Consider the following 26393-nt stretch of genomic DNA (forward strand, 5'->3'; position numbering starts at 1 on the left):
CCGGCCGGCAGGTGTCCCAGGGGGCGGAGTTGTGCCACGTGATCACGTGCGCATAGGTTCCGCCCCATGGACATGACACGGAGGACGATCCTCAAGGGCATGGCCGCGGCACCGTTTGCCGCCGCCGCGGGCAGCGCGCTCTTCCCGGCAGTCGCCCAGGCGGCCACCATCGACGCGAGCCAGTTCGCCCTCACCTACCGCACCGGCAACAGCTACGGCGCCTACGCCGACCTCGTCGCCGGACTCGCCGGCAAGCTCCCCACCGTCGACGCCGCGGCGGTCATCGCCGACACCAACCGCAGCGCCACCCGCCTCACCAGCGCCCCCGGCACCGTGCAGGCGTTCGCGGCCGGCTTCACCTGGGAGAGCGGCGACCAGACGGTCGACTACTGGATTCCGCAGGGCGTCACCACCAGCGCCGACGCCTACGCCGACGGTCTCTACCCGTCGAACGGCTCGAACCGGGTCGTCGCGGTCTCCTGGTACTTCGAGACCGACCCGGACGGCGACGGCGTCGACGAGTACCCGATCGACAAGGGCGTGCGGCTGTCGTTCGTCGACACCACCAACGCCGCGGCACCGACCTACCGCCACGTCCTGCTCGTCGAGCCGGTGAAGACGTCCTCCGGCGAGTACTCCTTCAACCCCGTCCGCCGCCACGCCGGCGGCATCATGTGGTACGGCAACCTGCTGTACATGGTCGACACCTTCAAGGGGCTGCGGGTCTTCGACCTGACCAAGATGTTCACGGTCGACACCGCCGAGAAGGACGTGTGCGGCCTGCACACCGACGGCAAGTACTACGGCTACTCCTACCAGTACGTCCTGCCGCAGAGCGCCGCCTACGACAACTCCGGCAAGTACGTGCGCTACAGCGCCATCGGCCTCGACCGCGCCAGCAGCCCCGACTCCCTGGTGGTCGGCGAGTACTCGGTGTCCGGCAGCGTCGACTACACGGACGGCACGTTCAGCGGCACCGGCGTCGCCACGACCACGCCCAAGGTGGTCCGCTGGAACCTGGACTACACCAACCGGCAGATCTCCTCGCCCACCGCGTCCGAGGCCGTGACGGTCGCCCAGCAGAAGATCCAGGGCGTCGTCTCCCAGAACACCAAGCACTACCTCTCCACCAGCAACGGCTCCTCCGCCGGATCGCTGCGCACCTTCACCTCCGGCGCCTCCACCGCGAGCGCCGTGTGCAACCTGGCCGTCGGCTGCGAGGACCTCAGCTTCCACAGCAGCGCCACCACCGGCTGGGCCTACAGCGAGTCAGTGATCTGGAACCTCAGCGAGTACGCCGGGAAGCGGTACGTCTACGCCGTCCACGCCGACGGGTCGTAACCGCGCCGGACGGTCACGCTCCGGGGGTGGCGCGCTCCGCGCCACCCCGCCGGGACGCCCCTTTCGTCAGTGGACGGCTCGCTTCACCAGCTCGGCCAGGCGCGCCTCGTCGGCGGCGGTCAGCCCGGTCAGGGCGTACGACGCCGGCCACATGCTGCCGTCGTCCAGCTTCGCCTGGTCGCTGAACCCGAAGGTCGCGTACCGGGACTTGAACTTCTCCGCGCTCTGGAAGAAGCAGACCACCTTGCCGTCCAGGGCGTACGCGGGCATCCCGTACCAGAGCTTCGGCGCGAGCTGCGGCGCGCTCTCCTTGACCACGGCGTGGACCCGCTCGGCCATAGCCCGGTCCGCCTCCTGCATCTCGGCGATCTTCGCCAGCACCGCGGCCTCGTCCTCCGCCGCCTTCGCGGCCTTCGAGGTGCGGCGCGCCGAGGCCTTGACCTCCTTGGCGCGTTCCTTCATCGCGGCCCGCTCCTCGGCCGTGAACCCCTCCGACGGCTCGTCGGCGGCCGTGCTGCTCTGCGCGGGCTTCTGGGCGTCCTTCACTGTGGTTTCCCTCCTGGGACGTGGATCACAACGGGCTTCAGTATGGGGCGAGTTCGCCGGCCCGCCCGGCCGGCGAGCGAGGTCATCCCCAGGCGCCGGCGATCTGCCGGGTCGTGGCGTTGAGCCGGTTGAACAGATTGGTGACACCGATCATCAGCACGATCGCTGCCAGCTGCTTCTCGTCGAAGTACGTGGCGGCCGTGTCCCAGATCTCGTCGCTCACCGCGTCGGGACGGTCGGCCAGCCGGGTCGCCGCCTCGGCGAGCGCGAGGGCCGCCCGCTCCTCGTCGGAGAAGTACGGCGCCTCCCGCCAGGCCACGACCGTGGCGAGCCGCTCGTCGCTCAGCCCGGCCTTGCGCGCCGTCCTGGCGCCGCCGTCGACGCAGGCGCTGCAGCCGTTGATCTGACTGACCCGCAGATGCACCAGCTCCAGGATCTGTCCGTCCACACCACCACCGTGCACGGCCTTGAAGAGCTGCTGGATGGGCTGCATGGCGTCGGACAGGACGACGGCGGGGTTCTGCATGCGCGACTGCATGTCGGGCTCCTTTCTCGAACCGGTGCCCCGCTCCCGGCGGGGCGTGACTCCATGACAGCCCGGCCGGCGCGTCACGACCACGGCGATGGGACACCGTGGGACAGCTGAAACAGCCTTGACCAGCGGCTACTTGGCCGGGGAGACTTCTGCGGCCACGGGACGCGACAGCGGGGGGACCACGGTGGACGTGACGGAACGGGCGGCTCGATCCGGACCGCAGGACGAGCTGGCGGCACGGCTGCGCGCGCTGCAGGAACTGTCCGGGCTCGGGGTGCGGGCCCTCGCCCGGGACACCGGTCTCAGCTCCTCGTCCCTCTCGCGCTACCTCAACGGGCAGACCGCGCCGCCCTGGCCCGCCGTGGTCGCGCTGTGCCGTCTCGTCAAGCGCGACCCGCGCCCCCTGCGCCCGCTGTGGGAGCGCACCTCGAACCCGCTCCCGGCGCCCCCGAAGAGCAGCCGCCAGGGCCGGCCCCGGCCCCGCAACGACCTGCCGCGCGACGTCACCGACTTCACCGGACGCGAGGCCCAGCTCACCACGCTGCTCGACACGGTCGCCGGCCATCGCGCGGTCTGCGTCGACGGCATGGCGGGCGTCGGCAAGACCTGCCTCGCGGTGCACGCCGCGCACCGGCTCGCCGCCGACTTCCCCGACGCCCAGCTCTACGTCGACCTGCACGGCTTCACCGAGGGCCGCCCCCCGCTCGACCCCGACTCCGCGCTGCGCATGCTGCTCGGCGCCCTCGACGTCCCCTCCGAGCGGGTCCCCCAGGACGGCCTGGAACAGCTGGCCGCCTGCTGGCGCTCCGAACTCGCCCACCGCCGGGTCGTCGTCGTCCTCGACAACGCCGCCGACGCCGAGCAGGTCCGCCCGCTGCTGCCCGGCGCGGGAGACTCCGTCGCCCTGATCACCAGCCGCAACCGGCTCCTGGGTCTGGACGAGGTGCCCCCGCTCTCGCTCGACGTGCTCACCCCCGAGGAGAGCGCCGCACTCCTCGCCCGCGCCAGCGGCGACGGGGGCGGCCCCGACGGCCGCCTCGCCCGTGACCCGGCATCGGCCGCCGAGGTGCTGCGGCTGTGCGGCCATCTGCCGCTCGCCCTGCGGCTCGCCGCAGCACGGCTGCGGCACCGGCCGGGCTGGACGGTGGGCATCCTCGTCGAGCGGATGGCCGAGGGCGCGAACGAGTTCGACACCGCGTTCGCCATGTCCGTACGCCAACTCGACCGCGCGCAGGCCCGCCTGTTCCGCATGCTGGGCCTGCTGCCCGGCGAGTCCTTCGACGAGTACGTGGCGGCCGCACTCGCCGACGTGCCGCTGCGCACCGCACAGGCGATGCTGGAGGACCTGCTCGACGCCCACCTCGTCCAGCAGCCGACGGCGGGCCGTTACCGGCTGCACGACCTGGTGCACCAGCACGCGCGCCGTGCCGCCGCCGAGCAGGACCCGGCGGCCGAGCGGGAACGGGCCCTCGGCCGCGTCCTCGGCTACTACGTGCACGCGGCCGCGGCCGCCGACGCCGCGATGCCGTTCCTGTCACCCGGGCATGCGGTCACCGCCGGGCCGGCCCCGGCCGTGCTGCCGCGGTTCGCGGACAAGAACGCCGCCTTCGCCTGGCTGGTGGCGGAGTACGCCAACCTGATCGCCGCCTTCGAAACGGCGGCGGCCGTCGGCGCCGACGTCCATGTGTGCGAGCTGCCGCGCTTCCTGCGCGCCTACTTCGCGCGCCGCTGCGGCACCATGCACCTCAACTACCTCTTCGAACGGTCCCTGGCCGCCGCCGAACGCCTCGGCGATCCGCTGCGGCTCGCCGAGGCACACAGCGACCTGGGCTTCGCGCGCTACAACGTCGGCCGGCTGCCGGAGGCCGCCGACGCCTACGAGACCGCCCGCACCCTGGTGGCCCGGGCCGGTGACACCCGCACCGAGGCCGAACTGACCCTGCGCCGGGGCTACTTGAGCTGGGACGCGGGTGACGTCGAGGAACCGCTCGACCTGTTCCGGCTGGCCGGGACGCTGTACGAGCAGGCGGGTTTCCCCACCGGCGCGGCCGACGCTGCCGCGGCGGAGGCCTGGGCCATGCTCCGGCTCGGACAGCGCGAGGAGGCCGCGCGCCGGGCCCGCGACGTGCTCGCCGTCCCGCACGCCGACGCCGCCTGGCCGCCCGCCCTGACCGCCCGCATCACCCTCGGCGTCGCCATCGCCGAGGAGGCACCCGAAGAGGCCGCCGCACAGCTGGACGAGGCGCTCGCGGTGGCCCGCGCCGACGGGCATCTGCACAACCAGGCGTGGTGCCTGAACTGCCGGGGCGTCGCCCTGCGCCGGATGGGCCGCTACGAGGAGGCGCTGGCCAGCCACCGGGAGGCGTTCGCGCTGCTCGACGAGTTGTTCGAGGAACACTGGAAGATCCACTTCCTGAACGGCTACGCCGAGACCTGCCGTCTCGCGGGCCTGCCCGGGGAGGCCCTGCGGCTGCACCGGCAGGCACTGGACCTGGCCCCGAGACTCGGCAACCGCCACGAGGAGGCGCTGGCCCATGAGGGCATCGCGGCCCTGCTGGAGGGCGGCGACCCGGCGGTGGCCGCGGAACACCGCGCGGCGGCACAGTCTCTGCTGAGGGAGCTGCGGACGGCGTGACCGGCGGGGCGACGGACGGGATGGCCGGGATGACGGGGCGACGGCCCGGGCGACGGACGGGATGGACGGGGTGACGGGGCGACGGACCGGGTGACGGACGGGACGGCCGGTCAAGCGGCTGCCGTTCGGGAGGAGAGGGCGTCGATGAGCTGCTCGCGGCTCATCTTCGAGCGGCCCGGGATCTCCCGGTCGGTGGCCCGCTGGTAGAGCTCGGCCTTGCTCAGCCCGGCCAGTTCACGCTTCGCACCCCGGCCGCGGACACTGCTCTTCGAGCCGGTGGACTTGGCCCCCGCACCGCGGCCGGCGCTCTTCGGGCCGGTGCCCCGGTCGCTGCTCTTCGGGCCGGTGCCGCGGCCGCCGCTCTTGGCCCGCGTGGCGCGGCTGCCGCTCGCCGACGCCTTGGTGCGGCCGGACGGCGCCCCCCGGGACCCGCCCGCCCCGCCCTTCCGCGTGCGGCCCCCGCCGGACGAGCGGGCGTTGTCCAGGCTGTTCTCCAGCACCTTCATCAGGTCGATGACGTTGGTCGCCTCGGGCGCCTCCTCGGCGTGGGCGATCTCCTCGCCCTGCGCCTTGGCCTGCACCAGCTCCCGCACCTTCTTCTGGTACGTGTCGTGATAGCGGCCCGGCTCCCACGGCGCGCTCAGGGCGTCGACGAGCTGCAGTGCGACATCCAGCTCCTTGCCGCGCCCGGCCCGCCCGGACGGGAGCTCCGGCAGCTCCTTGCGGGGGTCGCGCACCTCGTCGGCCCAGTGCAGCGTCTGCAGCACCACGGCCTTGTCCTCGGCCCGCAGCGCGGTCAGATACTCCGTGCCGCGCATGACGAACGTCGCGATGCCGGCCTTGTTCGCCTCGGCGAGCGCGGCCCGCAGCAGCTCGTACACCTTCTGGTACTCCTTGCCGCGCGGCCCCACGTAGTACGTGCGGTCGAAGTAGACCGGCTCGATGGCGTCCAGGTCGACGAAGTCGCTGATCTCGATCGTCCGGGAGCGGCCCGGCGCGATCTCGTCCAGCTCATCGGGCTCGACGATCACGTACTCGCCCTTGGAGACCTCGTAGCCCTTGACGATGTCGTCGGAGTCGACCTCCTTGCCGGTGCGCTCGTTCACCCGCCGGTTGCGGATGCGGTCCGCGGTGCCGCGCTGGAGCTGATGGAAGTGGACGGTGTGGTCCTCGGTCGCGGAGTACAGCCCGACAGGTACCGTGACCAGCCCGAACGTGATCACACCCGTCCAGATCGCGCGCGCCATGACCGACCCTCCCGTCCGGACCGCCCGCACGCCCGTCAGCGGCCTCACCGACCGGGATGGCCGCTGGTGCGAGCGCTTGCCTCCCCTCAACGTAGAACGCCGGCAGTCCGGCCGCGCGCTCCGGCTGCGCGGACGAGGGAACCCGACTGGGCGCGCCGGCCCCTCGAGGGCGGCCCCCGGCCGAGACCGACGGCGGATCTAAGTCGATGATCTGCAACTGTGCGTCGGGGCGGCAGTGGACGCAGGCGGGCAGGCCGCCGGCGAGCAGGCGGCGGGCCTCGTCACGGCCGATCGGGCGGTGGCGGGAGCCTGCCATGCGGCAGTCGCCGGCGTGGACCTGGAGCGGTGGGCGCCCGGCGCCGATGCCGAGCTGGACGATCCACTCCGGGCGTGCGGGCCGGTTGCGCCGGCCGCGTTCCTGTTCGGCCTGACGCCGCTGGATCGCCGCGATCTTGCGGTCGATGCGCTCGAGCCACATGGCGTGCCACACCCGCAGGGTGTGCAGGCGGTCGAGGTCGGGCGGCAGGTCATCGAACACGTTTTTGATTCTAGGCCCAAGATCCACCCTTGCGCACTCGCGTGTTCGATTTTCCGTTCGATATCGTGAGTGCGGGAGGTGAGAACCATGGACATCGGCGTTCCCGCACGTCGGACGGCGACGGTCATGCACGTGCGCTGCCCGGACCGGCTGCCCGAGGAGGCCTACCGGCAGGTCCTGGAGCAGCTCACGGAGCTGTCACCGGTCGTGCAGGCCCTGCCGCCGTCAGCGGCCCTCGTCGAACTCAAGGGCGCCCTGCGCTACCACGGCGCGGACGCGCGCCGGCTCGGCGAAATGCTGCGGGTACGCACCATCTCCCGCCTCGGCGTCGACGTCCGCGTCGGCATCGGTCCGTCCATCACCGTCGCCGCCACCGCCTCCGGACGGATCGCGCCCCCCGGCGGCGTCCTCGCCGTCGAACCGGACCAGGTGGCCGACTGGCTCGGCCCGCTCCCCGTCGAGGCCCTGCACGGCATCGGACCCCGCCAGGCGCAGATCCTGCGCGACTACGGCATCCACTGTGCCGGCCTGCTCGCCGCCGCCCCGCCCGCCACCGTGCAGCGGCTGCTGGGCGGCCGCGCGGGGCGGCTGGCGGCGGACCGCGCCCGCGGTGTCGATCCGCGCCCCGTCGTCCCGCGTGCCCTGCCCGCCTCGGCGAGCGTGCGGCACACCTTTCCGCGCGAGGCGCTGGACGGCGCCGCCGTCCGCTCCGCCCTGCTGGAACTGGTCGTCCGCCTCGGCATGCTGCTGCGCGGCCGGGGCCAGGCCGCCCGCGCCCTGACCCTGCAGCTGTCCTTCGCCGCCGGCGGCAGCTGGGAGAAGACCCGCCGCCTGCCCGAACCCTCCGCGCACGACGACGACCTGCGCGTCCTCGCCTACCAGCTGATGGACGCCGCCGGCCTGCAACGGGGCCGGCTGACCCGGATCACGCTCAGGGGCGAGGACCTCGTCGACGCCGAACGGGTCGCCCGGCAGCTCAGCCTGGAGGCCGGCCACGAGGCGCGGCTGATGGCGGAGGGCGCCGTCGACCGCATCCGCGACCGGTTCGGCGCGGGCGTCATCGGCCCCGCGGCGATCTTCCGCAACGCCTCCTGAGCCCCGGCCCGGGCCGACCCCGGCAACCTCGCCGCCCCCGGGAGGGCCGCCCCGGACGGGGCGCGCGCCGTCCCGATCCCTCACCGGGGCGCGTCGCCGTCCCCCTCACCGTGACGCCCCGCCGTCCGCCTCACTCCCGCCGGGGACCGGCGCTGATCCGTGCCAGGTCCGCCGTCAGGGACTCCAGCCAGGACACCGTCGCGTAGTACAGCCGTGGCGCGTCCGGCGGTTCGGCGGCGAACTCCGCGAAGGTCACGTCGATCGCCGGCACGGACGCGCTCGGTGTGTCCCCGCCGGGATCCAGCGCCGCCGAGACCAGCAGCATCCGCCCGGCCACGCGCTCCCCGACCCCGGCGAGCGCCTCGGCCGCCAGCGGCCCCAGCTCGGTCTGCGGCGGCTCCAGCAGCCGCTGCGACCCCCACAGGGTGTGATGGCCGGCCATCAGCGTCGCCTGCCAGTCCACCGCGGCCGGCGCCGCGCGGGTCCGGCCGCCGAAGCGCGTCGGCTCGCTCTGGAACTGCGCGTACGCGGATTCCGCGAGGATGACCGAGCGGTGCAGCGACCGGTGCCCGGGCGGCACTCCCGACGGCGGGGCCACCCCTGTGCCGTGCGCGGCCGAGGTACTGGTCGCCACGACGATCTCCGCCGCCCTGCGCAGCAGCTCCGCGGCCGTGTAGCGCAGCTCGTCATGGGCGCCGCGCGGCCACGCCAGCACCCCGAAGACCGCGCCGATCACGCTGCCGACCAGCACGTCCAGCATCCGCACCTCCGCCAGGTGCCAGGTCGGCGGCGCGAGCTGCGCGAACACCAGCGCCACGAGCACGGTGAACAGGCCCTGCGCCCAGCCGACGCCCCGGACCGGCCCGACGGTGAAGGCGAACAGCATCCAAACCGGCAGCAGCACCGCGTAGAACCGGGTGTCCGTCCCGGCCAGGGTCAGGGTTGCGGCGGTGAACAGCGCACCGGCCAGGGTGCCGGCCAACGCCAGGCGGATGGTGTGCCAGGTCTCGTCCATGGTCGTCCTGGTCAGCGTGAGCGTGGCCAGCATGGCCCAGAACCCGTGGGGCAGCGTGTCCACCCCGGCCACGAGCCGTGCGGCCGTCAGCGCCAGGGCGATGCGCACCGCGTTCTGGAAGAACACCGACCGGCGCCCGGCGTGCCCGCGCAGCCGGTGCCACCACAGCAGCGGCGCCCACATCCGGGCGTACCAGAACCGGCCCGGCGGCACGGGCACCGCCTCATGCCGGCCCCGTACGGCCAGATCGGCGGCGACGCCCATGGCCAGCGCCGCGTCGGCGACCTCCAGCACGGCGGCGTGCGCGCGCAGCACCGCCGGCGCGAAACGCGGGGCACCGGTGCCGCCGTACGGGCCCGCGGACACGTCCGACAGGCGGGCGCGTGCGGCGACCAGCGCCTCGTAGGGCCCGGCCGGGGACGGTCCGGACCGCAGACACCCGGCGGTCGCCACGGCCAGCTCGGCCACCGCGTGCAGCACCGCCGTGACCTCGGGGCCCGACCCGCCGCGGCCGGGGCCGAGCCCTGCCAGCCGGCTCAGCAGGGTGCGGGTCGCGAGACCCGTGTGCGCGAGGGCGCGCTGCCGTCTGCCCGGCCCCGCCGGACGTTCCGCCTCCGGCACGTGCAGCGGCCGCAGCGCCTGCCCGGCCTCCTGCGCAGCCGCCCGGTCCGCGCCGGTCAGGGTGTACGGCGGTGCGGCGAGGCGCCGCGCGCAGTGCGCGGCCGTGCGCGCGGCCCCGGCGGCCCGTTCCTCGTACGACGGCGGGGACGGCTCGGCCAGCAGCAGTGCCTCGGCCACGACGAGCAGTGCCACACCGGTGGTGGTCCCGATCAGCCGGTCGCCGAGCGACTCCGGGTCGTACGGCGGGAACGACGGGAGGATGTACAGCAGTTGCAGCCCGGGTGCCGTCCCCGCCGCGCGCGGTCCGCCCACGGCCGAGAAGGCCAGTGTGAAGCCGACGACCAGCATGCCGACGGCGGCGCTCCAGGTGCGCACCGACAGATAGGTGCCGACCACCACCAGGGCCCAGCACAGCGGCATGGCCCGCAGCAGCACGGCTGCGCGCTGCCGCCCGGTGCCGGGGATCCTTGACAGGCCGCCCAGCGCGATGGCGGCGAACAGCGCGTAGGTCGCCGCCACGGGCCGGTCCAGGCCGTAGCGGAAGACGTAGAAGCCGGTCGCCGCGACCAGCGCCACCCGCACGGCTCGGCGCCCCGAGGCGGCGTAGGCCGCCGGGCTCAACCACCGGGCTACGACACCCCGCACCCCTTCAGCATCACCCACACCGCCGGACCCGGCACCCGCCCGCGCCCCATACCGTCCGACCCGGTACCCGCCCGCGCCCCGCACCGCCGGACCCGGCACCCGCCCGCGCCCCCCGCGCCGTCCGGAGGGGCGGGCGCCGACGGTCGCTCAGTACCGGCTGTTCATGGCCGCCCGTACCTCGGCGAGCGTGGTGTCGGCCACGGCCCGGGCGCGCTCGTTGCCCTCGCGCAGGATCTCGCGGACATGGGCGCGGTCCTGGGCGTAGGCGGCTCGCCGCGCCCGGATCGGGGCCAGATACTCGTTGACCGCCTCGGTCACCGTCTTCTTCAGCGCGGCGGCACCCGCCGAGCCGATGTCGTCGGCCACCTCCTCGGGAGTGCGCCGCAGGCAGAGGGCCGCCAGCAGCAGGAGGGAGGACACCTCGGGGCGCGCGACCGGGTCGTAGGTGATGTGGCGCTCGGAGTCGGTCCTGGCGCCCTTGATCAGGCGGGCGGTCTCGTCGTCGTCCGCGGCCAGGGCGATGGCGTTGCGCCGGCTCTTGCTCATCTTGGTGCCGTCCGTGCCGAGCAGCAGCGGCGCGCTCGACAGCAGCGCCTCGGGCTGCGGGAACACGGCCGTGCCGTCGCCGTAACGGTCGTTGAAGCGGCGGGCGATCGTGCGGGTGATCTCCAGGTGGGGGAGCTGGTCCTGGCCGACCGGCACCAGGTTGGCCTTGCAGAAGAGGATGTCGGCCGCCTGGTGGACGGGATAGGTGAACATCAGGCCGCTGACCGCGGACTGCCGCGAGTGGGCGATCTCGTCCTTGACGGTGGGGTTGCGGCCGAGCTCGGCGACGGAGACCAGGCTGAGAAAGGGCAGCATCAGCTGGTTGAGGGCGGGCACCGCGCTGTGCGTGAAGATGGTGCTGCGAGCCGGGTCGACGCCGATGGCGAGGTGGTCGAGGACCAGATCCTCGACGTGCCCGGCGAGGTTGTCCGCCACATCACGGTCGGTCAGCACCTGGTAGTCCGCGACCAGCACGAACAGCTCCACACCGAGGTCCTGGAGCCTGACCCGGTTGTGCAGGGTGCCGAAGTAGTGCCCCAGATGCAGCCGTCCGGTGGGGCGGTCGCCGGTCAGGACCCGGAACCGGCCGGGTTCCTTGCGGATCAGCTCCTCCAGCACCGCGCTGCGGGCCCGGGCGCCGGCCACGCCGAGGGCGTCGGAGGAGGCAGCCGTGACGGTGGCGTCCGCGTGCGTGGCCGTGGCGGTGAGGGTGGTGGTGTCCATGAGATCTCCTGGTGGTGGTGGACGCCGTTGGACGACACCAGCCCTGTTCCAGGGGACACGAAAAGGGCCGTTCGTCCGAACGGCCCTTGTCATGCGTGTGAGGCGGCCGCTCCTAAAAGGAGCGCCACCAGCTCGGACACGCGACACGATGCATACGCACATCATACCGTCGCCCGCGCCGGTCCGAGGGGACATTCGGCGCCGCAGCCGCCCCCCTCCGCGGTGCTGAGGAGGGGGGCGGCCGGTGCGGCGGACGAACTCCACGGCCTGCCGGGGGCTACGGCTTGCGGGCGAGCCCGCCGTGCTCGGCGACGACTTCCTGCGTGGAACCCGGCTCCGGACGCCACTGCGTGACCGGGACCACGCCGGGCTCGACCAGTTCCAGACCGTCGAAGTACGCGGCGATCTCGTCGACCGTACGCAGGTTGTACGGCACGGCGCCGCTGGTGTTGTACGCGTCCTGAGCGGCCTCGAAGACGGGGTCGATGCCGCGCGAACCGTCGTTGACGACGAGGTAACTGCCCGACGGCAGGGCGGACATCAGCGTGGTCACGATGGAGCGGGCCTGGCCGTGGTCGCCGACGTGGCCCAGGATGTTGCTGAGGATCAGCGCGGTGGGCCGGCCGAAGTCCAGCGTCTTCTCGGCGGCCGCCAGGATGCGCTCGGGGTCGGTGACGTCGGCGTCGATGTAGGAGGTCGCGCCCTCGCGGGAGGAGTACAGCAGGGCGCGGGCGTGGGCCAGGACCATGGGGTCGTTGTCGACGTAGACGATCCGCGCCTCGGGGGCGAGCCGCTGGGCGACCTCATGGGTGTTGTCCGCGGTCGGCAGGCCCGTGCCCACGTCGAGGAACTGCCGGATGCCGGCCTCGGTGACCAGATGGGTGATGGTGCGGCGCAGGAACGCTCGGCTGCTGCGGGCGATGGTGACGATGCCGGGGAAGACGGCGGTGTAGGCGTCGCCGGCTTCCTCGTCGACGGGGTAGTTGTCCTTGCCGCCGAGCCAGTAGTTCCAGATGCGGGCGGAGTGCGGCACCGACGTGTCGATGTTCTGCTGCGTCGTCGCGGGGTCGGTCATGAGTCCTAACCGTCTTTCAGCCGAGGCGTGGATCATTCACCGCACAACTTACGTCCGAACATCCACCTCCCACCGGCCAGTTCGGGTTTTCCGGCGGTGGAGTCCCTCCGGTGGAAACGGGCCACCCCCGAACGCCGGTTTTGGGACGGCCCGTCGGCTGTCCGCCACCCTGCTGCTGAGCGTCGCCGGGGCGGGAGAAACACGAAGGCGAGGAGGTCACGCTCTCCTCGCCACTCTCAACATATAGCGCACAGGGGGGCTTGCGGCAAGGCCCCCCTCATGCCGCAGAATCGCCCGGCAACGCAACAACCTGCGGAAACGGGGACTTTTCATGATTGATGTGCTCATTGCGGGCGGTGGTCCGACCGGCCTGATGCTCGCCGCCGAGCTGCGGCTGCACGACGTGCACGTGGTCGTCCTTGAGAAGCTGACCGAGCCGACCAAGGAGTCCCGCGGGCGCGGCCTGCACGTGCGCAGCGTCGAGATGATGGACCAGCGCGGCCTGCTGGACCGGTTCCTCGCGGTCGGCGAGAAGTTCCAGGTCGGCGGCTTCTTCGGCGGCATCCACAAGCCCTGGCCGGACGGGATGGACACGAACCACCCCTACGGCCTGTCCACCCTGCAGCCGGTCACCGAGCGGCTGCTGCGCGAGCGGGCGCTCGAACTCGGCGCCGAGCTGCGGACCGGCTGCGAAGTGACCGGTGTGAGCCAGGACGCGGACGGGGTGGGCGTCGAGCTGGCGGACGGCACCCGGCTGCGCTCGCGCTACCTGGTCGGCTGCGACGGCGGCCGCAGCACCGTGCGCAGGCAGCTCGGCGTCGCATTTCCCGGCGAACCCGCCAAGGTCGAGACGCTGCTGGGCGACATGGAGCTGACCGCCGACCCGGACACGGTGACCGCCGTCGTCACCGAGGTCCGCAAGACCCAGCTCCGGTTCGGTGTCATCCCCAACGGGGACGGGGTGTTCCGCGTCGGTGTGCCCGCGTCGGAGGTGTCCGGGGAGGACGCGGGCGCGCCGAGCCTGGAGGAGTTCAAGGCGCAGCTGCGGGCCGTCGCGGGCACCGACTTCGGGGCGCACTCTCCCCGCTGGCTGTCCCGGTTCGGCGACGCCACCCGGCAGGCCGAGCAGTACCGGGTCGGCCGGGTGCTGCTGGCGGGCGACGCCGCCCACATCCACCCGCCGACCGGCGGGCAGGGCCTCAACCTCGGCATCCAGGACGCGTTCAACCTCGGCTGGAAGCTCGCCGCCGAGGTGCGCGGCTGGGCGCCCGAGGGCCTGCTGGACAGCTACCACGCCGAACGGCATCCGGTGGGCGCCGCCGTGCTCGCCAACACCCGCGCCCAGATGACACTGCTGGGGACCGAGCCGGGGGCAGTGGCGCTGCGCGAGCTGCTGTCCAAGCTGATGGACTTCAACGAGGTGAACCGGTACATGACGGAGACGGCCTTCGCGGTCGGTGTCCGCTACGACCTCGGCGAGGGGCACGAGCTGGTCGGCCGGCGCCTGCGGGACGTGCAGCTGAAGGGCGGCCGCCTGTACGAGCTGATGCACCGCGGCCGCGGACTCCTGCTCGACGGCACCGGCGCGCTGTCGGTGGCCGGCTGGGCGGACCGGGTCGACCATGTCGTCGACGCCACCGAGGAACTGGACGTGCCCGCCGTACTGCTGCGGCCGGACGGCCACGTCGTCTGGGCCGGCGACGACCAGCAGGTTCTCCTCGGCCCGCTGCGGGCGTGGTTCGGCCGGCCGGCGGACTGATGGGTCGGACGGTTCCGGTGCGGTCCCGCTCCGGAGCGTCACTTCGGTGGACGCCCGGGACCGAACCGGCCCGCCGAGTCCGTCCTCGCACGGGACATCCCCGCAACGGCGCCCTGTCCGGGCGCCGTTGCCGTGCGGGGACCCTTCACGGTCGTGGGCCGGTGACCTGGCCCGAACCGGTGAGGACCACGAGCTGGCCGGTGGCCCGGGTCATCGCCACATAGCGGTCGACGGCCCCGGCGACGCCTGTGCCGAACTCCTCCGGGTCGACGAGGACGACCAGGTCGAACTCGAGTCCCTTCGCGAGCTGGGGCGTCAGCGACCGCACACGCGGCCGCTCCCGGAACGACGGGTCGCCGATCACACACGCGACCCCCTCGGCATGGGCGGCGAGCCAGGACTCCAGGACCGACGTCAGCTCCGACGCCGTACCGCGCACGACGGGCAGTCCGTTGCTGCGCACCGAGACCGGCACGTTGGCGTCCGGCAGCGCGGCCCGGATGACCGGCTCGGCCTCTGCCATGATCTCCTGCGGCGTCCGGTAGTTGATGGTGAGGGAGGCCTGCGTGACCCGGTCCAGCCCGACCCGCTCCAGCCGCTCCTGCCACGACTCGGTGAAGCCGTGCCGGGCCTGGGCGCGGTCCCCGACGATGGTGAAGCTGCGGGACGGGCACCGCGAGAGCAGCATCTGCCACTCCGCGTCGGTCAGTTCCTGCGCCTCGTCCACGACGACGTGCGCGAACGGCCCGGCGAGCAGATCCGGGTCGACGGACGCCAGCTCCGACTCGTCGACCAGGCTCACCTGGGCGTCCTCACCGCGCAACATCCTCACCAGGCCCTCGCCGTCGTCACCGTCGGCGCCCGAGTCGGCCACGGCCGCGATCAGGTTGTCGACGACGTGCGCCATGCGCTCGCGCTGGGCGGCGAGCACCGCCACCCGCCGCCGGGCGCGGCGCGCCACCTCCGGGTCGCCGACACGCTGGTGCGCCGCGTCCAGCAGTGGCAGGTCGGACACCGTCCAGGCCCGGGGGTCCGCGCGCTGCAGTGCGCGCACCTCGTCGCGGCTGAGCCAGGGCGCGCACATCCGCAGATAGGCGGGCACCGACCACAGGTCCGCGACCAGGTCGGGCGCCTCCAGCAGCGGCCACGCGCGATGGAAGGCCGCCAGCAGTTCCCGGTCCTTGCGCAGATACCGGCGCAGTTCCTCGGGGGAGGCGTCGCCGTCGTGCTTGTCGACCAGGATGGTGAGGAGTTCCTCCCGGACCTGCTCGCGGGCCTCGTTGTGCGGCGTGCCCGGTTCCGCCGCGTCGAACGCCGAGGCCCAGTCGCCGGGGGTGAGCGCGATGTCCGACCAGGGCGTGGTGACCGTCATGCCCTCGGCGGGCGGCTCCTCGTAGAAGCGGACGGCCTTCTCGATCGCGCCCACCAGGGCAGCGGACGACTTCAGCCGGGCCACCTCCGGATCGGTCTCGACGCCCGCGGTGGCCCCCTCGGGGACCAGGTCCCGCAGGACGCAGGTCTGCACGCCCTCCTCGCCGAGGCTGGGCAGGACGTCGGAGACATACGCCAGATAGGGCCGGTGCGGGCCGACGAACAGCACGCCGCCCCGGCGGTGACCGAGACGCGGGTCGGAGTGGAGGAGGTAGGCCGAGCGGTGCAGCGCGACGACCGTCTTGCCGGTGCCCGGCCCGCCGTCGACGACGAGGGCGCCGCGGGATCCGGCGCGGATGATGGCGTCCTGGTCGGCCTGGAGGGTGGCGAGCACGTCCCGCATCCGCGACGACCGGGCGCCGCCCAGAGCGGCGACGAAGGCCGACTGGTCGTCCAGCGCCGCGTGCCCCTCCAGCCCGTCGGCGGTGAACACCTCGTCCCAGTAGTCGCTGATCCGGCCGCGGGTCCACCGGTAGCGGCGGCGGGCGGCCAGCCCCATCGGGTCGGCGTGGGTGGCTCCGAAGAACGGCTCGGCGGCGGGGGAGCGCCAGTCGAGCAGCAGCCGGCGCCCGCTGCTGTCGGTCAGCCCGAGCCGCCCGACGTACACGGGTTCGCCGCCGTCCGCGCCGACCATGCGGCCCAGGCACAGGTCCAGGCCGAAACGGTGCAGGGTACGCAGACGGGCGGTCAGCCGGTGGATCTCGGCGTCCCGGTCCATCGCCTCCCGGCCCGTGCCGCCCGGCGCCCTGCGCGTGGCGGCGAGACGGTCGGACAGCTCGGCGATCGACTCCTCCAGGCAGGCGGCCAGGGCGGCGAAGTGCCGTTCGTCGTCGGCGATCAGTGCCGGGTCCGCCTTCGCCGAAAGCCGCTCGGGAAGATCGAAGGCACGGATGGTCAGGGGGTTCAAGATCAGCTCCGTTCACATGCGGCGTACGGGGTGCCCGGTCGGCCGCGCCGGACGGTGCCCGGCCGCGGAAGGGTACGCCGTCGGCCTGGCACACCGGGCACCGGTGGTGGTTCGTGGAATGGGCGGGCGAAGGTCGGCGGCCCCTTGTCAGGCGTACGACGGGGCGACTCCCCCCGGGTTGCGGCCGGTCCTGGCTTCGGCCGCCGATTGTGCGCCACCAGGGGGGCCTTGCGGCAAGCCCCCCGGTGCGCTATAGGTTGAGAGTGGAAAGGAACGGAGGGCGTCCTTTCCCTTTTTTGTGCGCCGAGCGCCCCGCCCATCCGGAGCACGAACTCTCTTTTTCCGGAGTGCACAGCCTCTTTTCTCGCGCGAGTGACTCCCTGTTCACTCCTTCTTCACTCCTTCGCGCCCCCTCCGGACCGCGAAACTCCGTTTCTCTGCCGGCAGGTCGTGAAACGCGCGCGCGATCCATCATTTATGCTCGATCGGTGAATCAGCCCGTTGGGGTCTGACCAGCGCGGATGTCCATCGGACTCCGATCGCACCCACAGCGGTTTTCATATGATCTGCATGGGGGGGAATCCCGTGAAGGGGTCGTACGTACCACTGGTATCCGTCGTGTTACCGGTCTACAACGCGCTGCCTTATCTGGAACAGACGCTCTCCTCGATCGCCCAGCAATCGATTGGCATGGACGCGCTGGAAATCATCGCCGTCGACGACGGCAGCACGGACGGCAGCGGTGAGCGGCTCGACGCCTGGGCGAAGGACAAGCCCTGGCGGATGAAAGTGATCCACCAGGAACCGTCGGGCGGCCCGAGCCGTCCGCGCAACGTCGGACTCGACCACGCCCTCGGCACCTACGTGTTCTTCCTGGACGGTGACGACTGCCTCGGCCCCGAGGCGCTGGAGCGGCTGGTCGCCATGGCGGAGAAGAACCGCTCCGACGTGGTCCTCGGCAAACTGGTGGGCGTCGGACGGCGCGTGCCGCGGCAGGTGTTCGCCAAGAACGTCGACAAGGCCGACCTGTCGAAGGGCGACGTCTACTACACGCTGATGCCGTTCAAGCTGTTCCGGCGCAGCATGCTCGAGGCGCACGGCATCCGCTTCCCGGAGCACATGCGCATCAGCGAGGACCAGCACTTCGTCGCCCGCGCCTATCTGCACAGCAAGGTCATCTCGATCGTCGGCGACTACGACTGCTACTACCTCGTCAAGCGGGGCGACGAAGGGAACATCACCGCGAACGGCCTGGAGCTGGGCACCGTCCTGGAACAGGCGGACGAGATGGTCGAGCTGGTCACCGGGATGACCGAGCCCGGCCGGCTGCGCAACCATCTGATCACCCGTCATGCCCGGGTGGAGATGGTGCGCCGCTTCGACCGCCGGTTCCTCGACGCGGATGCCACCACCCGCAAGGAACTGGTCGAGCTGGCCCGCCCCTACGCCCGTAAGTGGATCACGCCCGCGGTGCTGGCTGAGTTCGGCCTCCACGAGCGGCTCGTCAGCCACTGCCTGCGCGAGGGGCTCGCGGACGAACTCGCCGCCGTCGTCGAGTGGGAGCTCGCCGACCGCCCCGGCAAGGCGCTCACGAGGAACGGCAGGCTGTACGCCGCGCCGCCCTGCCCCACTGCGGACTCACCCGAGTACGAGGACCTCTGCGACATCACCTCCGACATGCTCAGGGTCAGCCCGCGCCGCCGGCTCGACCACCTCCGCTGGCAGGGCAGCGTCCTCGAACTGGGGGGCTACGGCTACCTCGACCAGGTGGACACCGACGACCTGGTCACCGAACTCGTCCTGCGCCACACCCGCAGCGGCCAGGAGATCGCCGTCCGGTGCGAGCAGGTGCCCTCCCCGCACCTGACCGTGGCCCGCGGCAGGGAGACGTACGACTACGGGCGGGCCTGCTTCCGGGTCCGTATCGACCTGGCGAGCGTCGACGACGGGCGCGCCCTGCCCTCCGGTGACTGGCATCTCTTCCTGAGGTGCACCGGGCACGGCATGAGCGCGCGCGGCCCTCTGGGCGGGGCACTTGGCAACGGCGTGGGGCGCCGAGGCCCGCACGCGCTGTCCCTCCCCGGACACGGCAGACGCGTCCACACCGCCCGGGTACGGCCCGACGAGGGACAGCTCGTCCTGCAGCTGCGGCCAGCCCCTTCGGCGGTCACCGCCTACGCCTTCAGCGTCACCGGCAAGGCCGCCCGCGCCCTGCGCTCCCGCCTCACCTAGCGACCCCGGGACCTGCCTCACCCAGGGGCGCGGGACGTCACCACGGCCGGATCGGGCAGGTCCCGGTCCGGCGTCCGGCGGCGTCCAGCAGGTGGCCCATCCGCTTGACGGTGCGTACGCCGACGATGCGGTCGGTGATCTCCAGCGACGGCAGCCGGGCGCCCATCGCGGTCTCCCGGTGCTGCACCGCGCCGAGATCGCGCATCCAGTAGGTGGCGAGAACGTTCGACGTCCCGGTGACGGCCGCCACCAGCCGGCACTCCGGCAGCGTGCCCAGCGTGCGGTGCAGGCCGTTCACGTCCCGGGCCGGCGCCCGGCCCCGGAAGGTCACCGCCACGGGCAGCGCGCTCAGCGCGGGGGAGAGGTCGCAGCGGAAGCGGACCATGTCGGAGGCGGTGAGCCGGTGCAGCCGGCGCCGCACGGTGGCGGCACTGGTCTCGGTGTGCTGGGCCAGCTCCGCCAGGCCCAGCCGCCCGTCCCGGGCGAGCAGGTCCAGCAGCGCCCGGTCCAGCGGATCGAGCGACGGTACGGCCCCGCCGTCCCGCTCGCGTGATCCGGCCGGATCCAGGGCGCTGAGCTGGGCGGCGTCCAGGGAACCCAGCCGCCAGCGCGTGCCGTCGGCGTACAGCGACGTGGCGAACAGGCACTCCACTGCGGTCACCCCGGGCAGCAGCGCGAGGCGCTCGCTGACGAACCGGTGCAGCGCGGCGGGCGTCGGTGCCAGCACGTCCAGCAGCAGATCGGCGGAGCCCGGAGCCGTCAGTTCCACGGTCACCGCCTCGGTGAGCGCGGCGACCCGCGCCGCCAGCCGCTCACGCTCCGCCGGAGCGCAGCCGACCAGCACGAACGCCGTGCAGCGGGTCCGGGTGAAGGCCGGCCCCGGGACCACGGACAGCCAGGCCAGCCCCTCCCGCGTCAGCCGCTCCCAGCGCCGGGCCAGCGTCACCGCGCTGACCCCCAGCAATGGGGCCAGATCGGACCACGCCGCACGCGGGCGGATCTGCAGCGCGTGCACGAGAGCGAGATCGAGCTCGCTCACGGTGTCCGATTCCTTCACCCGCTGCGGCCTCCGTGCAGGATTTCCACGATGTTCCCGGACCCTTCGGCCGGGGGTCGCACTCTAGCCATCACCTCGGATTCCAGCCAAGGGAAGACGGTGAGACAGTGACCGGAACCATCAGCCGCGGCCGCGGACTGCTCGCGACCATGACTCTGATCGTGGTGTGCAGCGGAGTCGTCCAGGGCTACCTGACCCCGCTGCTGCCCGTCGTGGGGCGGCACATCGGCCTCTCGGGCGTCGGCCAGAACAACCTGTACCTGCTGTCCCAGCTCGCGTTCGCGGTGCTCACACCGCTGCTGTCACGCTGGGGCGACATCCACGGCCACCGGCGGCTGCTGCGCATCGCCGTCGCCATGGTCGCGGCCGGCTCGGTGCTCATCGCCGTCCACCCGGCCACCGTCACCCTCGCGGTGGGCATGATCCTGCAAGGCGCCGTCGTCGGCTTCTTCCCGCTGCTGGCGGGCATCCTGCGCTCCCGGGCGCCCGAGCGCGGCCGCACCGGCATGTCCGTCCTCGTGGGCGCGCTGCTGCTGTCCATCGGCGTCGGCGGCCTGGTCGCCGGCTCGCTCAGCGAGGAACACGCCTCGGCCGGGCTGTGGACCGCCGTGCCGTTCGCACTGCTCGCCCTGGCCGCGGCCCTGGCGCTGCCCGACAGCACGACGCAGCGTGCCGGCCGCTTCAACACGCCGGCGGCGGCGCTGCTCACCGTCGGACTCGGGGCGCTCGTCCTGGTCCTTGCCCAGGGCGGCACCTGGGGGTGGACTTCGGCGCCCTCCCTCGCGACGGTCGCCGTCGCCGTCGTGGCCCTCGCGCTGTGGGTGCGGGTCGAGCAGCGCTCCGCCCACCCCCTGGTCGACGTCCGGCTGCTGCGCAACGCGGGGCTCGCCGTGGTCAGCGCGCACACCTTCTGCGCCGCCTTCGGCACCATCGGCTTCCTCGGGGCGAACGCGGTCTTCCTCGGCGCCCACCCCGACGGGAACGGCTACGGCCGAGGACTCGGCTCGCAGGACATCGCGCTGATCTCCCTCGGGATGGTCGTCGCCGGCTGCGCCGGATCTACCGCCACCCCCCGTCTGGCCCGGCTGATCGGGGACCGGGCCACCCTCGCCGCGGGCGGCGGCGTGGGCGCGCTCGGGTTCGCCTCGCTCGTGCTCTTCCACGCCTCCCTGCCGCAGTACCTCGCCGGAGCCCTCGTCGTCGGCATCGCGACGGGCATGTTCGAAGCCGTCACCCGCACCCTGTCGGTGGAGGTCGTCGAGGACGCCGAGACCGCGCTGTCCGTCGGCATCAACGAACTCGCCCTGTCGCTGGGCGCGGCGATCGGCGCCGCCGTGATCGGCGCGCTCTTCGCGGCCCACCCGGCACCGGGCGGCGGCATCGCGCCGGCGGGCTACCTGTGGGCCTGGGCCGTCTGCGCGGCCGTCGCTCTCGCCGGAGCGGCGATCGGCCTGCTCTTCAAGGGCGGCCGAGCACCCGCCACCGCCCCGACGCCCACCCTGATGACCACCACCGGGGAAACCGCATGACGCACCCTCAGCCCCTCGCCCCGTCCACCGGCCAGGCCCCGACCGTGGAGGCCGCCGTCCTCGCCCGCGGCCAGGCGCCGATCGCGACTGCGGACGCCGCCGTCCACTCACGGGGACAGGCCCTGACCACGGCCGCGGACGCCGTCCTCGCCCGGCGAGACACCCTCGTCGGACTCAGCCACAGCCTGCACGCGGAACCCGAGACCGCCCTGCGGGAGTTCAAGTCCGCCGCGAAGATCACCGCGGTGCTCGCCGACGCAGGCTTCCGGGTCACCGAACGCGCGGGCGGCGTACCGACCGCCCTGGTGGCGACCTACGGCACCGGCGACCTGGTGGTGGCCCTGTGCGCCGAGTACGACGCGCTGCCCGGCATCGGCCACGCCTGCGGCCACAACGTCAACGGCGCCGCCGCCGTCGGCGCCGCGCTCGGCCTCGCCGCCGTGGCGGACGAAATCGGCGTCACCGTCAAGCTCGTGGGCACGCCGGCGGAGGAGGACATCGGCGGCAAGGTCCTGCTGCTCCGGGCGGGTGTCTTCGACGACGTCGCCGCGGCGATGATGGTCCACGCGGCGCCCGAGGACTCGGTCGGCGCCTCCTCCCTCGCCGTGGGTGCCTGGGACGTCACCTACCGGGGACGTCCGGCCCATGCCGCGCTCGCGCCCTGGGAGGGCGTCAACGCGCTCGACGCGATGACCCTCGCGCACACGGCCGTGGGCCTGCTGCGCCAGCAGCTGCCGCCCGGGACCCTGGTCCACGACATCGTCCTCGAAGCCGGCCACGCCGTGAACGTGATCCCCGAAGTCGCGCGCGGCCGTTACGAGTTGCGGGCCCACACCATCGACGACCTCGCGCACGCCCGGCAGCGGGTGCGGGCCTGCCTGGAGGCGGGCGCCCTGGCCACGGGAGCCGCCCTCGACGTCGCCGCCCACGGCCACTACTTCGCCGACCTGCGCCAGGACGCCTACCTCACCGACGCCTACGTGCGTGCCGCCCGCGCCCTGGGCCGCGAGCCGGTGGACCGGCACGGGCAGCGGATGGCGTCCACCGACATGGGCAACGTCTCCCACGCCGTACCGTCGCTGCACCCCACGATCGGCTACGACACCCAGGGCGCGCTGCAGCACACCGAGCCGTTCGCCCGCTACGGCACGAGCCCCGGCGCCGACCGGGCCGTCCTGGACGGAGCGATCGCCCTCGCCCACGTCGCCGTGGAACTGGCCACGGACCCGGTCGGACGGCGATTGTTCCTGGACCGCGTGGCGGCGCGCCGCGGTGAGGCCACGACGGCGTGAGCGGCCGAGGGCGGTGACCTCCCGGGGCCGGCGGGCACCTCGCCGGCCCCACCGCTGCCACGACGTGCGGGCCGGCCCTGCCGCGGCTTCGGGGGAGGCGGCGTGCCGGACCGCCGGGGCATCGGGAAGACTGGGCGGCACGCAGCGTAGGAGGAGAACAGCCGCCGATGACCGAACCCCGCCGGGCCTCCGCGTCCCGTCAGCCGACGATCGCCGACGTGGCGCGCGCCGCCGGTGTGTCGCGTACGACCGTCTCGCACGCGCTGAACGGGCTGGGAAAGGTCGACCCGCGCACCCGTGAACGCGTCAAACAGGTCGCCGGGGAACTGGGCTACCGCCCCAACCTGCGCGCGCAGCGACTGCGGCGCGGCGAGGCCCGGGCGATCGCCCTGCTGTCGTCGATGCCGCTCGCCGTGGCTGGAGGACCGTCCCGGCTGGGCTTCTACATGGAGGTCGCGGCCGCCGCGGCCGAGCACGCGCTGGCCCACGGGTTCGCGCTGGTGCTGCTGCCGCCGGGGGAGTCCGGCGCGGGGCTGCGCACGGTCGACGTGGACGGCGCCATCGTCGTGGAGCCCCGGGAGGACGATCCGGTCGTCGCCGAGCTGCGCGAACGCGGCCTGCCGTGGGTGGCGCTCGGCCGTCCGGTGCCGGACGCCGCCGAGGCGCCGTACGTCGACCTCAACGGCGAGGCGGTCACCGAGCTGCTGCTGGACCATCTGGCCCGCGAGGGCGCCCGCAGTCCCGCGCTGCTCACCGCGCCGGGCACCCGGTCCTCGGCCGTGGACGCGCGGACCGCCTATGCCCGCGCCGCCGAACGTCACGGCTGGCCGCCGGTGACGGCGGTCGCCGAGGAGTCCGGCGGCGAACAGGCGGGCTACGAGGCGTGCGCCGCCCTGCTGAGCGAACACCCCGGTATCGACGCGCTGTGCGTCATGGTCGACGCGTTCGCGGTGGGCGCGGTGCGCGCGCTGCACGACAGCGGTCGCGCGGTGCCGGACGACGTCTTGGTCGTCACACGCTACGACGGCGTACGGGCTCGCACGTGCATGCCCCCGCTGACCGCGGTGGACCTGCACCTGGAACAGGCCGCCGCCCGGGCGCTGGACCTCCTGCTGCGCCGACTGCGCAGCACCACCCCCGACACACCACAGCCCCCACCGCTCCCCACCCCCACCCTGATCCCCCGAGCCTCCTCAACACACCGACCGAGAGAGAAGGCCTGACCCCGGCCGCGGTACGCGCCCCCCACCGCGGGCAAGGCCGACGGGCACTCCAGACGCGGGGCGCGCCGCCCAACGCACAAGGGGCGCGGGGAACTGCGCGACCGTCCGTCCCCACCGGCCCGCACCCGAAAAACCACAAAGGCGTCCGGGGCCGAGGGTCCGGCCCCCGCGCCGGACACCGGCCGCGGGTGGCCGACCCGCAAGGCCCCGCAGGGCCGGCCCTCAGATCCCCAGCATCAGCACCAGCCCCGACACCAGCGCGAACACCAGCACCCCCAGCCGCAGGCGCCGTGCGTTGAGCCGGTGGTGCACCAGCCGGCTCAGAGCCGCCCCCGCGGCCAGCGCCGGCAGCATCCACAGCGCCGTACCCAGGTGGTCCAGATGCGCGCGCCCCGTGCAGAACAGCAGGACCAGCGAGGCGGCCTCACCGAGCAGGAAGCACACGGCGACCGTGGCACGCAGCTCCGGCGGCGGCCGGTGCTGGTAGACCAGCGCGAGCGGCGGACCGCCCACCCCGGTGGCCGTCTCGGTGATCCCGGTGACCAGCCCGGCGCCCACATACGCGGCACGGCCCGGCGCGAACGCCGGCGCGGCGAGACTCACCAGCGCCGCCAGCACGGTCGCCACGCCCACCAGGAGCCCGAGGTCGTGCTCGGGAACGGCGGCGAGCAGCACCAGCCCCGCCGGAGTGGCCGCGAGGCGCGCCCCGGTGATCCACCCGGCGCCGCGCAGATCGATGCTGGACCGCTCCCGCCAGGCCACGTACAGGTTCAGCGGGATCATCGACGCGAGCAGGAAGACGGGCAGCAGCCCCGGGTCCGCGAGGCCGGCCACCGGCGCGACGATCAGGGCGTAGCCGAGGCCGCTGGCGCCCTGCACGAAGGCGGCCACGGCCACGGTCACAGCCAGCAGGGCAAGGGCGTCGCCGCTCATGCGCGCACCTCCCGGACGTTCTCGGTGCGGGTCATCGGACGGCCTCCGTGGAGGGCCGGTGCACCCGGACGATGGGGGCCCGCCCGACGACGTCGGCGGCGAGTTCCCGGGCCCGCGCCACGAGGGCGGGGCCGTCCCACGTCAGGGGCGAGCCGTGCCACAGCCGCAGGCGTCCGGCCGTGAACACCGCCGTGATCTGGTCGCGGTTGCCGCGCCGCAGCAGTTCCCAGGGCAGGTCGTGCGAGGCGGCCAGTTCGGGGACCGTGAGGTCGACGAGCAGGAAGTCGGCCGCCGCGCCCGTGGCCACCACGCCCGCGCTGACGCCCGCGACACCGGCGCCGGAGCCCAGGCCGACCGCGTCGGCGCCCAGCCGGGTGCCGTGGTCCAGCCAGGTCCAGCCGCCGCCGCAGGAGGAGTCGCCGGTGGCCAGCCCGTGGCTGAGACGCTGGGCGGTCTCGGCGGCGTCCAGCAGCCGGAAGGCGTCGCCGCGTGTGCCGTCGGTGCCGAGGCCGAAGCGGATGCCCTCCTCCGCCATGAGCAGGGCGGGCGCGACCGCGTTGCCCTTCCAGGCGCTGGCCACCGGGTTGTAGCTGACGGCGGTTCCGGTGTCGCGCAGCAGGGCGAGTTCACGGGGCGTCAGCAGGGTGGCGTGGGCGGCGAGCAGGTGCGGCCCGAGCACGCCGAGCCGGTGCAGGTGCTCCAGCGGGCGCAGACCGTGCTGGACGAGAGAGCGCTCCACCGCCGCGAGGTGTTCGTTGACGTGGATCTGGAGGACCGCGCCCGCCTCGGCGGCGAGGGCGGCCAGGCGCGCGAGGGTGGCCTCGGTGGCCGCCTCCGGAATGGAGACGGCCAGCGAGGGGTGCACCAGCGGATCGCCCGTGTAGCGCGAGAGGTGCTTGCCGGCGCGGGCGATCACGTCGTCCGCGCCGGGCTCGTCGGCGTCGTTGCAGATCGCGCCCAGGACGCAGCGCAGGCCCGCGTCCCGGGCAGCGCTGGCCACGGCCTCCACATCGATCGGCGCGCGCGTCCCGGCGTCGGCGACGGTCGTGAAGCCGCCGCGCAGCGACTCCCACGCGGCGAGTTTCGCCGCCACGTACGCCGATTCCTCGTCGAGCGCGCCTTCGAGCGGCACCCACACCCGGCGGAAGATCTCCGAGGGTTCACCGAACGCCAGCGCGGCGCCGAAACTCTGGGTGAGGTGGTGGTGGGCGTCGACGAAGCCGGGCAGCAGCGCCCGGCCGGGCAGCCGTACGGGGCTCAGCCCGGGGTGGTCGCGCAGCACGCGGGCGGTCGGTCCGACGTCGGTGAAGGCGGTACCGGTCACGACGACGGCGTGGTCCTCGGTGGGCCCGTCGGGCAGCAGAACGGTGTCGGGGACCAGCAGCAGCGGTGCGTCGTCGCGCAGCAGTGGCCCGGGATCGGGGCTGGACAGGGGGTGCATGGTGTCCTTGTCGTAGGTGTTCATTCG

At 73.5% G+C, this 26393-nt stretch carries 18 protein-coding genes and 1 pseudogene; 8 read left to right on the forward strand and 11 right to left on the reverse strand.

All coding sequences use genetic code 11. The features are described from left to right. Nucleotides 1-66: 66 nt before the first annotated feature. The gene (locus ACZ64A_RS06300; protein WP_469808555.1) at nucleotides 67-1341 is read left to right on the forward strand and encodes a hypothetical protein; all 1275 of its coding nucleotides are present in this window, start codon (nucleotides 67-69) and stop codon (nucleotides 1339-1341) included. 66 nt (nucleotides 1342-1407) lie between these two features. Here the strand turns inward: ACZ64A_RS06300 and ACZ64A_RS06305 are convergent, their stop codons facing one another. After that, the gene (locus ACZ64A_RS06305) at nucleotides 1408-1803 is read right to left on the reverse strand and encodes an iron chaperone (protein WP_469809079.1); all 396 of its coding nucleotides are present in this window, start codon (nucleotides 1801-1803) and stop codon (nucleotides 1408-1410) included. A gap of 166 nt (nucleotides 1804-1969) precedes the next feature. Next, nucleotides 1970-2425 carry a carboxymuconolactone decarboxylase family protein gene (locus ACZ64A_RS06310; RefSeq protein ID WP_469808557.1) on the reverse strand — a complete coding sequence of 152 codons (456 nt, stop codon included), beginning with the start codon at nucleotides 2423-2425 and terminating at the stop codon, nucleotides 1970-1972. A 181-nt stretch (nucleotides 2426-2606) separates the two neighbouring features. Between ACZ64A_RS06310 and ACZ64A_RS06315 the strand changes: the two genes are divergently transcribed. Beyond that, the gene (locus ACZ64A_RS06315; protein WP_469808558.1) at nucleotides 2607-5057 is read left to right on the forward strand and encodes an ATP-binding protein; all 2451 of its coding nucleotides are present in this window, start codon (nucleotides 2607-2609) and stop codon (nucleotides 5055-5057) included. A gap of 110 nt (nucleotides 5058-5167) precedes the next feature. On the opposite strand, the gene ku is transcribed toward ACZ64A_RS06315, so the two are convergent. Together ku and ACZ64A_RS06325 are read right to left on the reverse strand one after the other, a co-directional pair. Beyond that, on the reverse strand, nucleotides 5168-6304 hold the full coding sequence (gene ku, locus ACZ64A_RS06320; RefSeq protein ID WP_469808560.1) for a non-homologous end joining protein Ku: 1137 nt from the start codon (nucleotides 6302-6304) through the stop codon (nucleotides 5168-5170). Between the two features lie 274 nt (nucleotides 6305-6578). Next, nucleotides 6579-6782 (reverse strand): annotated as a pseudogene (locus tag ACZ64A_RS06325) (DUF6233 domain-containing protein); the annotation flags it as partial. Between the two features lie 147 nt (nucleotides 6783-6929). Here ACZ64A_RS06325 and ACZ64A_RS06330 point away from each other — a divergent pair. After that, a complete protein-coding gene (locus ACZ64A_RS06330) occupies nucleotides 6930-7937 on the forward strand; it encodes a DNA polymerase Y family protein (RefSeq protein WP_469808561.1) in 1008 nt (335 codons plus the stop codon). 130 nt (nucleotides 7938-8067) lie between these two features. On the opposite strand, the gene ACZ64A_RS06335 is transcribed toward ACZ64A_RS06330, so the two are convergent. The 3 genes from ACZ64A_RS06335 to ACZ64A_RS06345 all read right to left on the reverse strand — a co-directional run bounded on the left by ACZ64A_RS06335 (nucleotide 8068) and on the right by ACZ64A_RS06345 (nucleotide 12562). Continuing rightward, a complete protein-coding gene (locus ACZ64A_RS06335; protein WP_469808563.1) occupies nucleotides 8068-10218 on the reverse strand; it encodes an FUSC family protein in 2151 nt (716 codons plus the stop codon). Between the two features lie 147 nt (nucleotides 10219-10365). Continuing rightward, a complete protein-coding gene (gene trpS, locus ACZ64A_RS06340) occupies nucleotides 10366-11487 on the reverse strand; it encodes a tryptophan--tRNA ligase (protein ID WP_469808564.1) in 1122 nt (373 codons plus the stop codon). A 277-nt stretch (nucleotides 11488-11764) separates the two neighbouring features. Continuing rightward, nucleotides 11765-12562 (reverse strand): SAM-dependent methyltransferase, encoded by a 798-nt coding sequence (locus ACZ64A_RS06345; RefSeq protein WP_469808566.1) that lies wholly within the window; start codon nucleotides 12560-12562, stop codon nucleotides 11765-11767. Nucleotides 12563-12893: 331 nt separating this feature from the next. On the opposite strand from ACZ64A_RS06345, the gene rox reads away from it, so the two are divergent. Next, entirely contained in the window at nucleotides 12894-14321 is a 1428-nt protein-coding gene (gene rox, locus ACZ64A_RS06350; RefSeq protein ID WP_469808567.1) for a rifampin monooxygenase, read from the forward strand. Nucleotides 14322-14466: 145 nt separating this feature from the next. Here the strand turns inward: rox and helR are convergent, their stop codons facing one another. Next, nucleotides 14467-16659, reverse strand: a complete 2193-nt coding sequence (gene helR / locus ACZ64A_RS06355; protein ID WP_469808568.1) for an RNA polymerase recycling motor ATPase HelR — start codon at nucleotides 16657-16659, stop codon at nucleotides 14467-14469. Nucleotides 16660-17277: 618 nt separating this feature from the next. Between helR and ACZ64A_RS06360 the strand changes: the two genes are divergently transcribed. Beyond that, nucleotides 17278-18891, forward strand: coding sequence for a glycosyltransferase family 2 protein (locus ACZ64A_RS06360; RefSeq protein WP_469808569.1), 1614 nt, complete (start codon nucleotides 17278-17280; stop codon nucleotides 18889-18891). Nucleotides 18892-18928: 37 nt separating this feature from the next. Here the strand turns inward: ACZ64A_RS06360 and ACZ64A_RS06365 are convergent, their stop codons facing one another. After that, nucleotides 18929-19930 carry an AsnC family transcriptional regulator gene (locus tag ACZ64A_RS06365; RefSeq protein WP_469808570.1) on the reverse strand — a complete coding sequence of 334 codons (1002 nt, stop codon included), beginning with the start codon at nucleotides 19928-19930 and terminating at the stop codon, nucleotides 18929-18931. Between the two features lie 125 nt (nucleotides 19931-20055). Here ACZ64A_RS06365 and ACZ64A_RS06370 point away from each other — a divergent pair, with 125 nt between their 5' ends. From ACZ64A_RS06370 to ACZ64A_RS06380, 3 genes are all read left to right on the forward strand, one after another. Further along, a complete protein-coding gene (locus ACZ64A_RS06370) occupies nucleotides 20056-21477 on the forward strand; it encodes an MFS transporter (protein WP_469808572.1) in 1422 nt (473 codons plus the stop codon). Beyond that, complete coding sequence (locus ACZ64A_RS06375) at nucleotides 21474-22769, forward strand: amidohydrolase (RefSeq protein WP_469808574.1); 1296 nt, start codon at nucleotides 21474-21476, stop codon at nucleotides 22767-22769. The genes ACZ64A_RS06370 and ACZ64A_RS06375 overlap by 4 nt, the downstream gene beginning before the upstream one ends. Before the next feature lie 167 nt (nucleotides 22770-22936). After that, a complete protein-coding gene (locus ACZ64A_RS06380) occupies nucleotides 22937-23992 on the forward strand; it encodes a LacI family DNA-binding transcriptional regulator (protein WP_469808575.1) in 1056 nt (351 codons plus the stop codon). A gap of 222 nt (nucleotides 23993-24214) precedes the next feature. On the opposite strand, the gene ACZ64A_RS06385 is transcribed toward ACZ64A_RS06380, so the two are convergent. After that, the gene (locus ACZ64A_RS06385; protein WP_361638211.1) at nucleotides 24215-24925 is read right to left on the reverse strand and encodes a sulfite exporter TauE/SafE family protein; all 711 of its coding nucleotides are present in this window, start codon (nucleotides 24923-24925) and stop codon (nucleotides 24215-24217) included. A gap of 31 nt (nucleotides 24926-24956) precedes the next feature. Beyond that, a complete protein-coding gene (locus ACZ64A_RS06390; protein WP_469808577.1) occupies nucleotides 24957-26390 on the reverse strand; it encodes an amidohydrolase family protein in 1434 nt (477 codons plus the stop codon). Nucleotides 26391-26393: the final 3 nt, after the last annotated feature.

Source organism: Streptomyces sp. NPDC104814 (assembly GCF_055583185.1).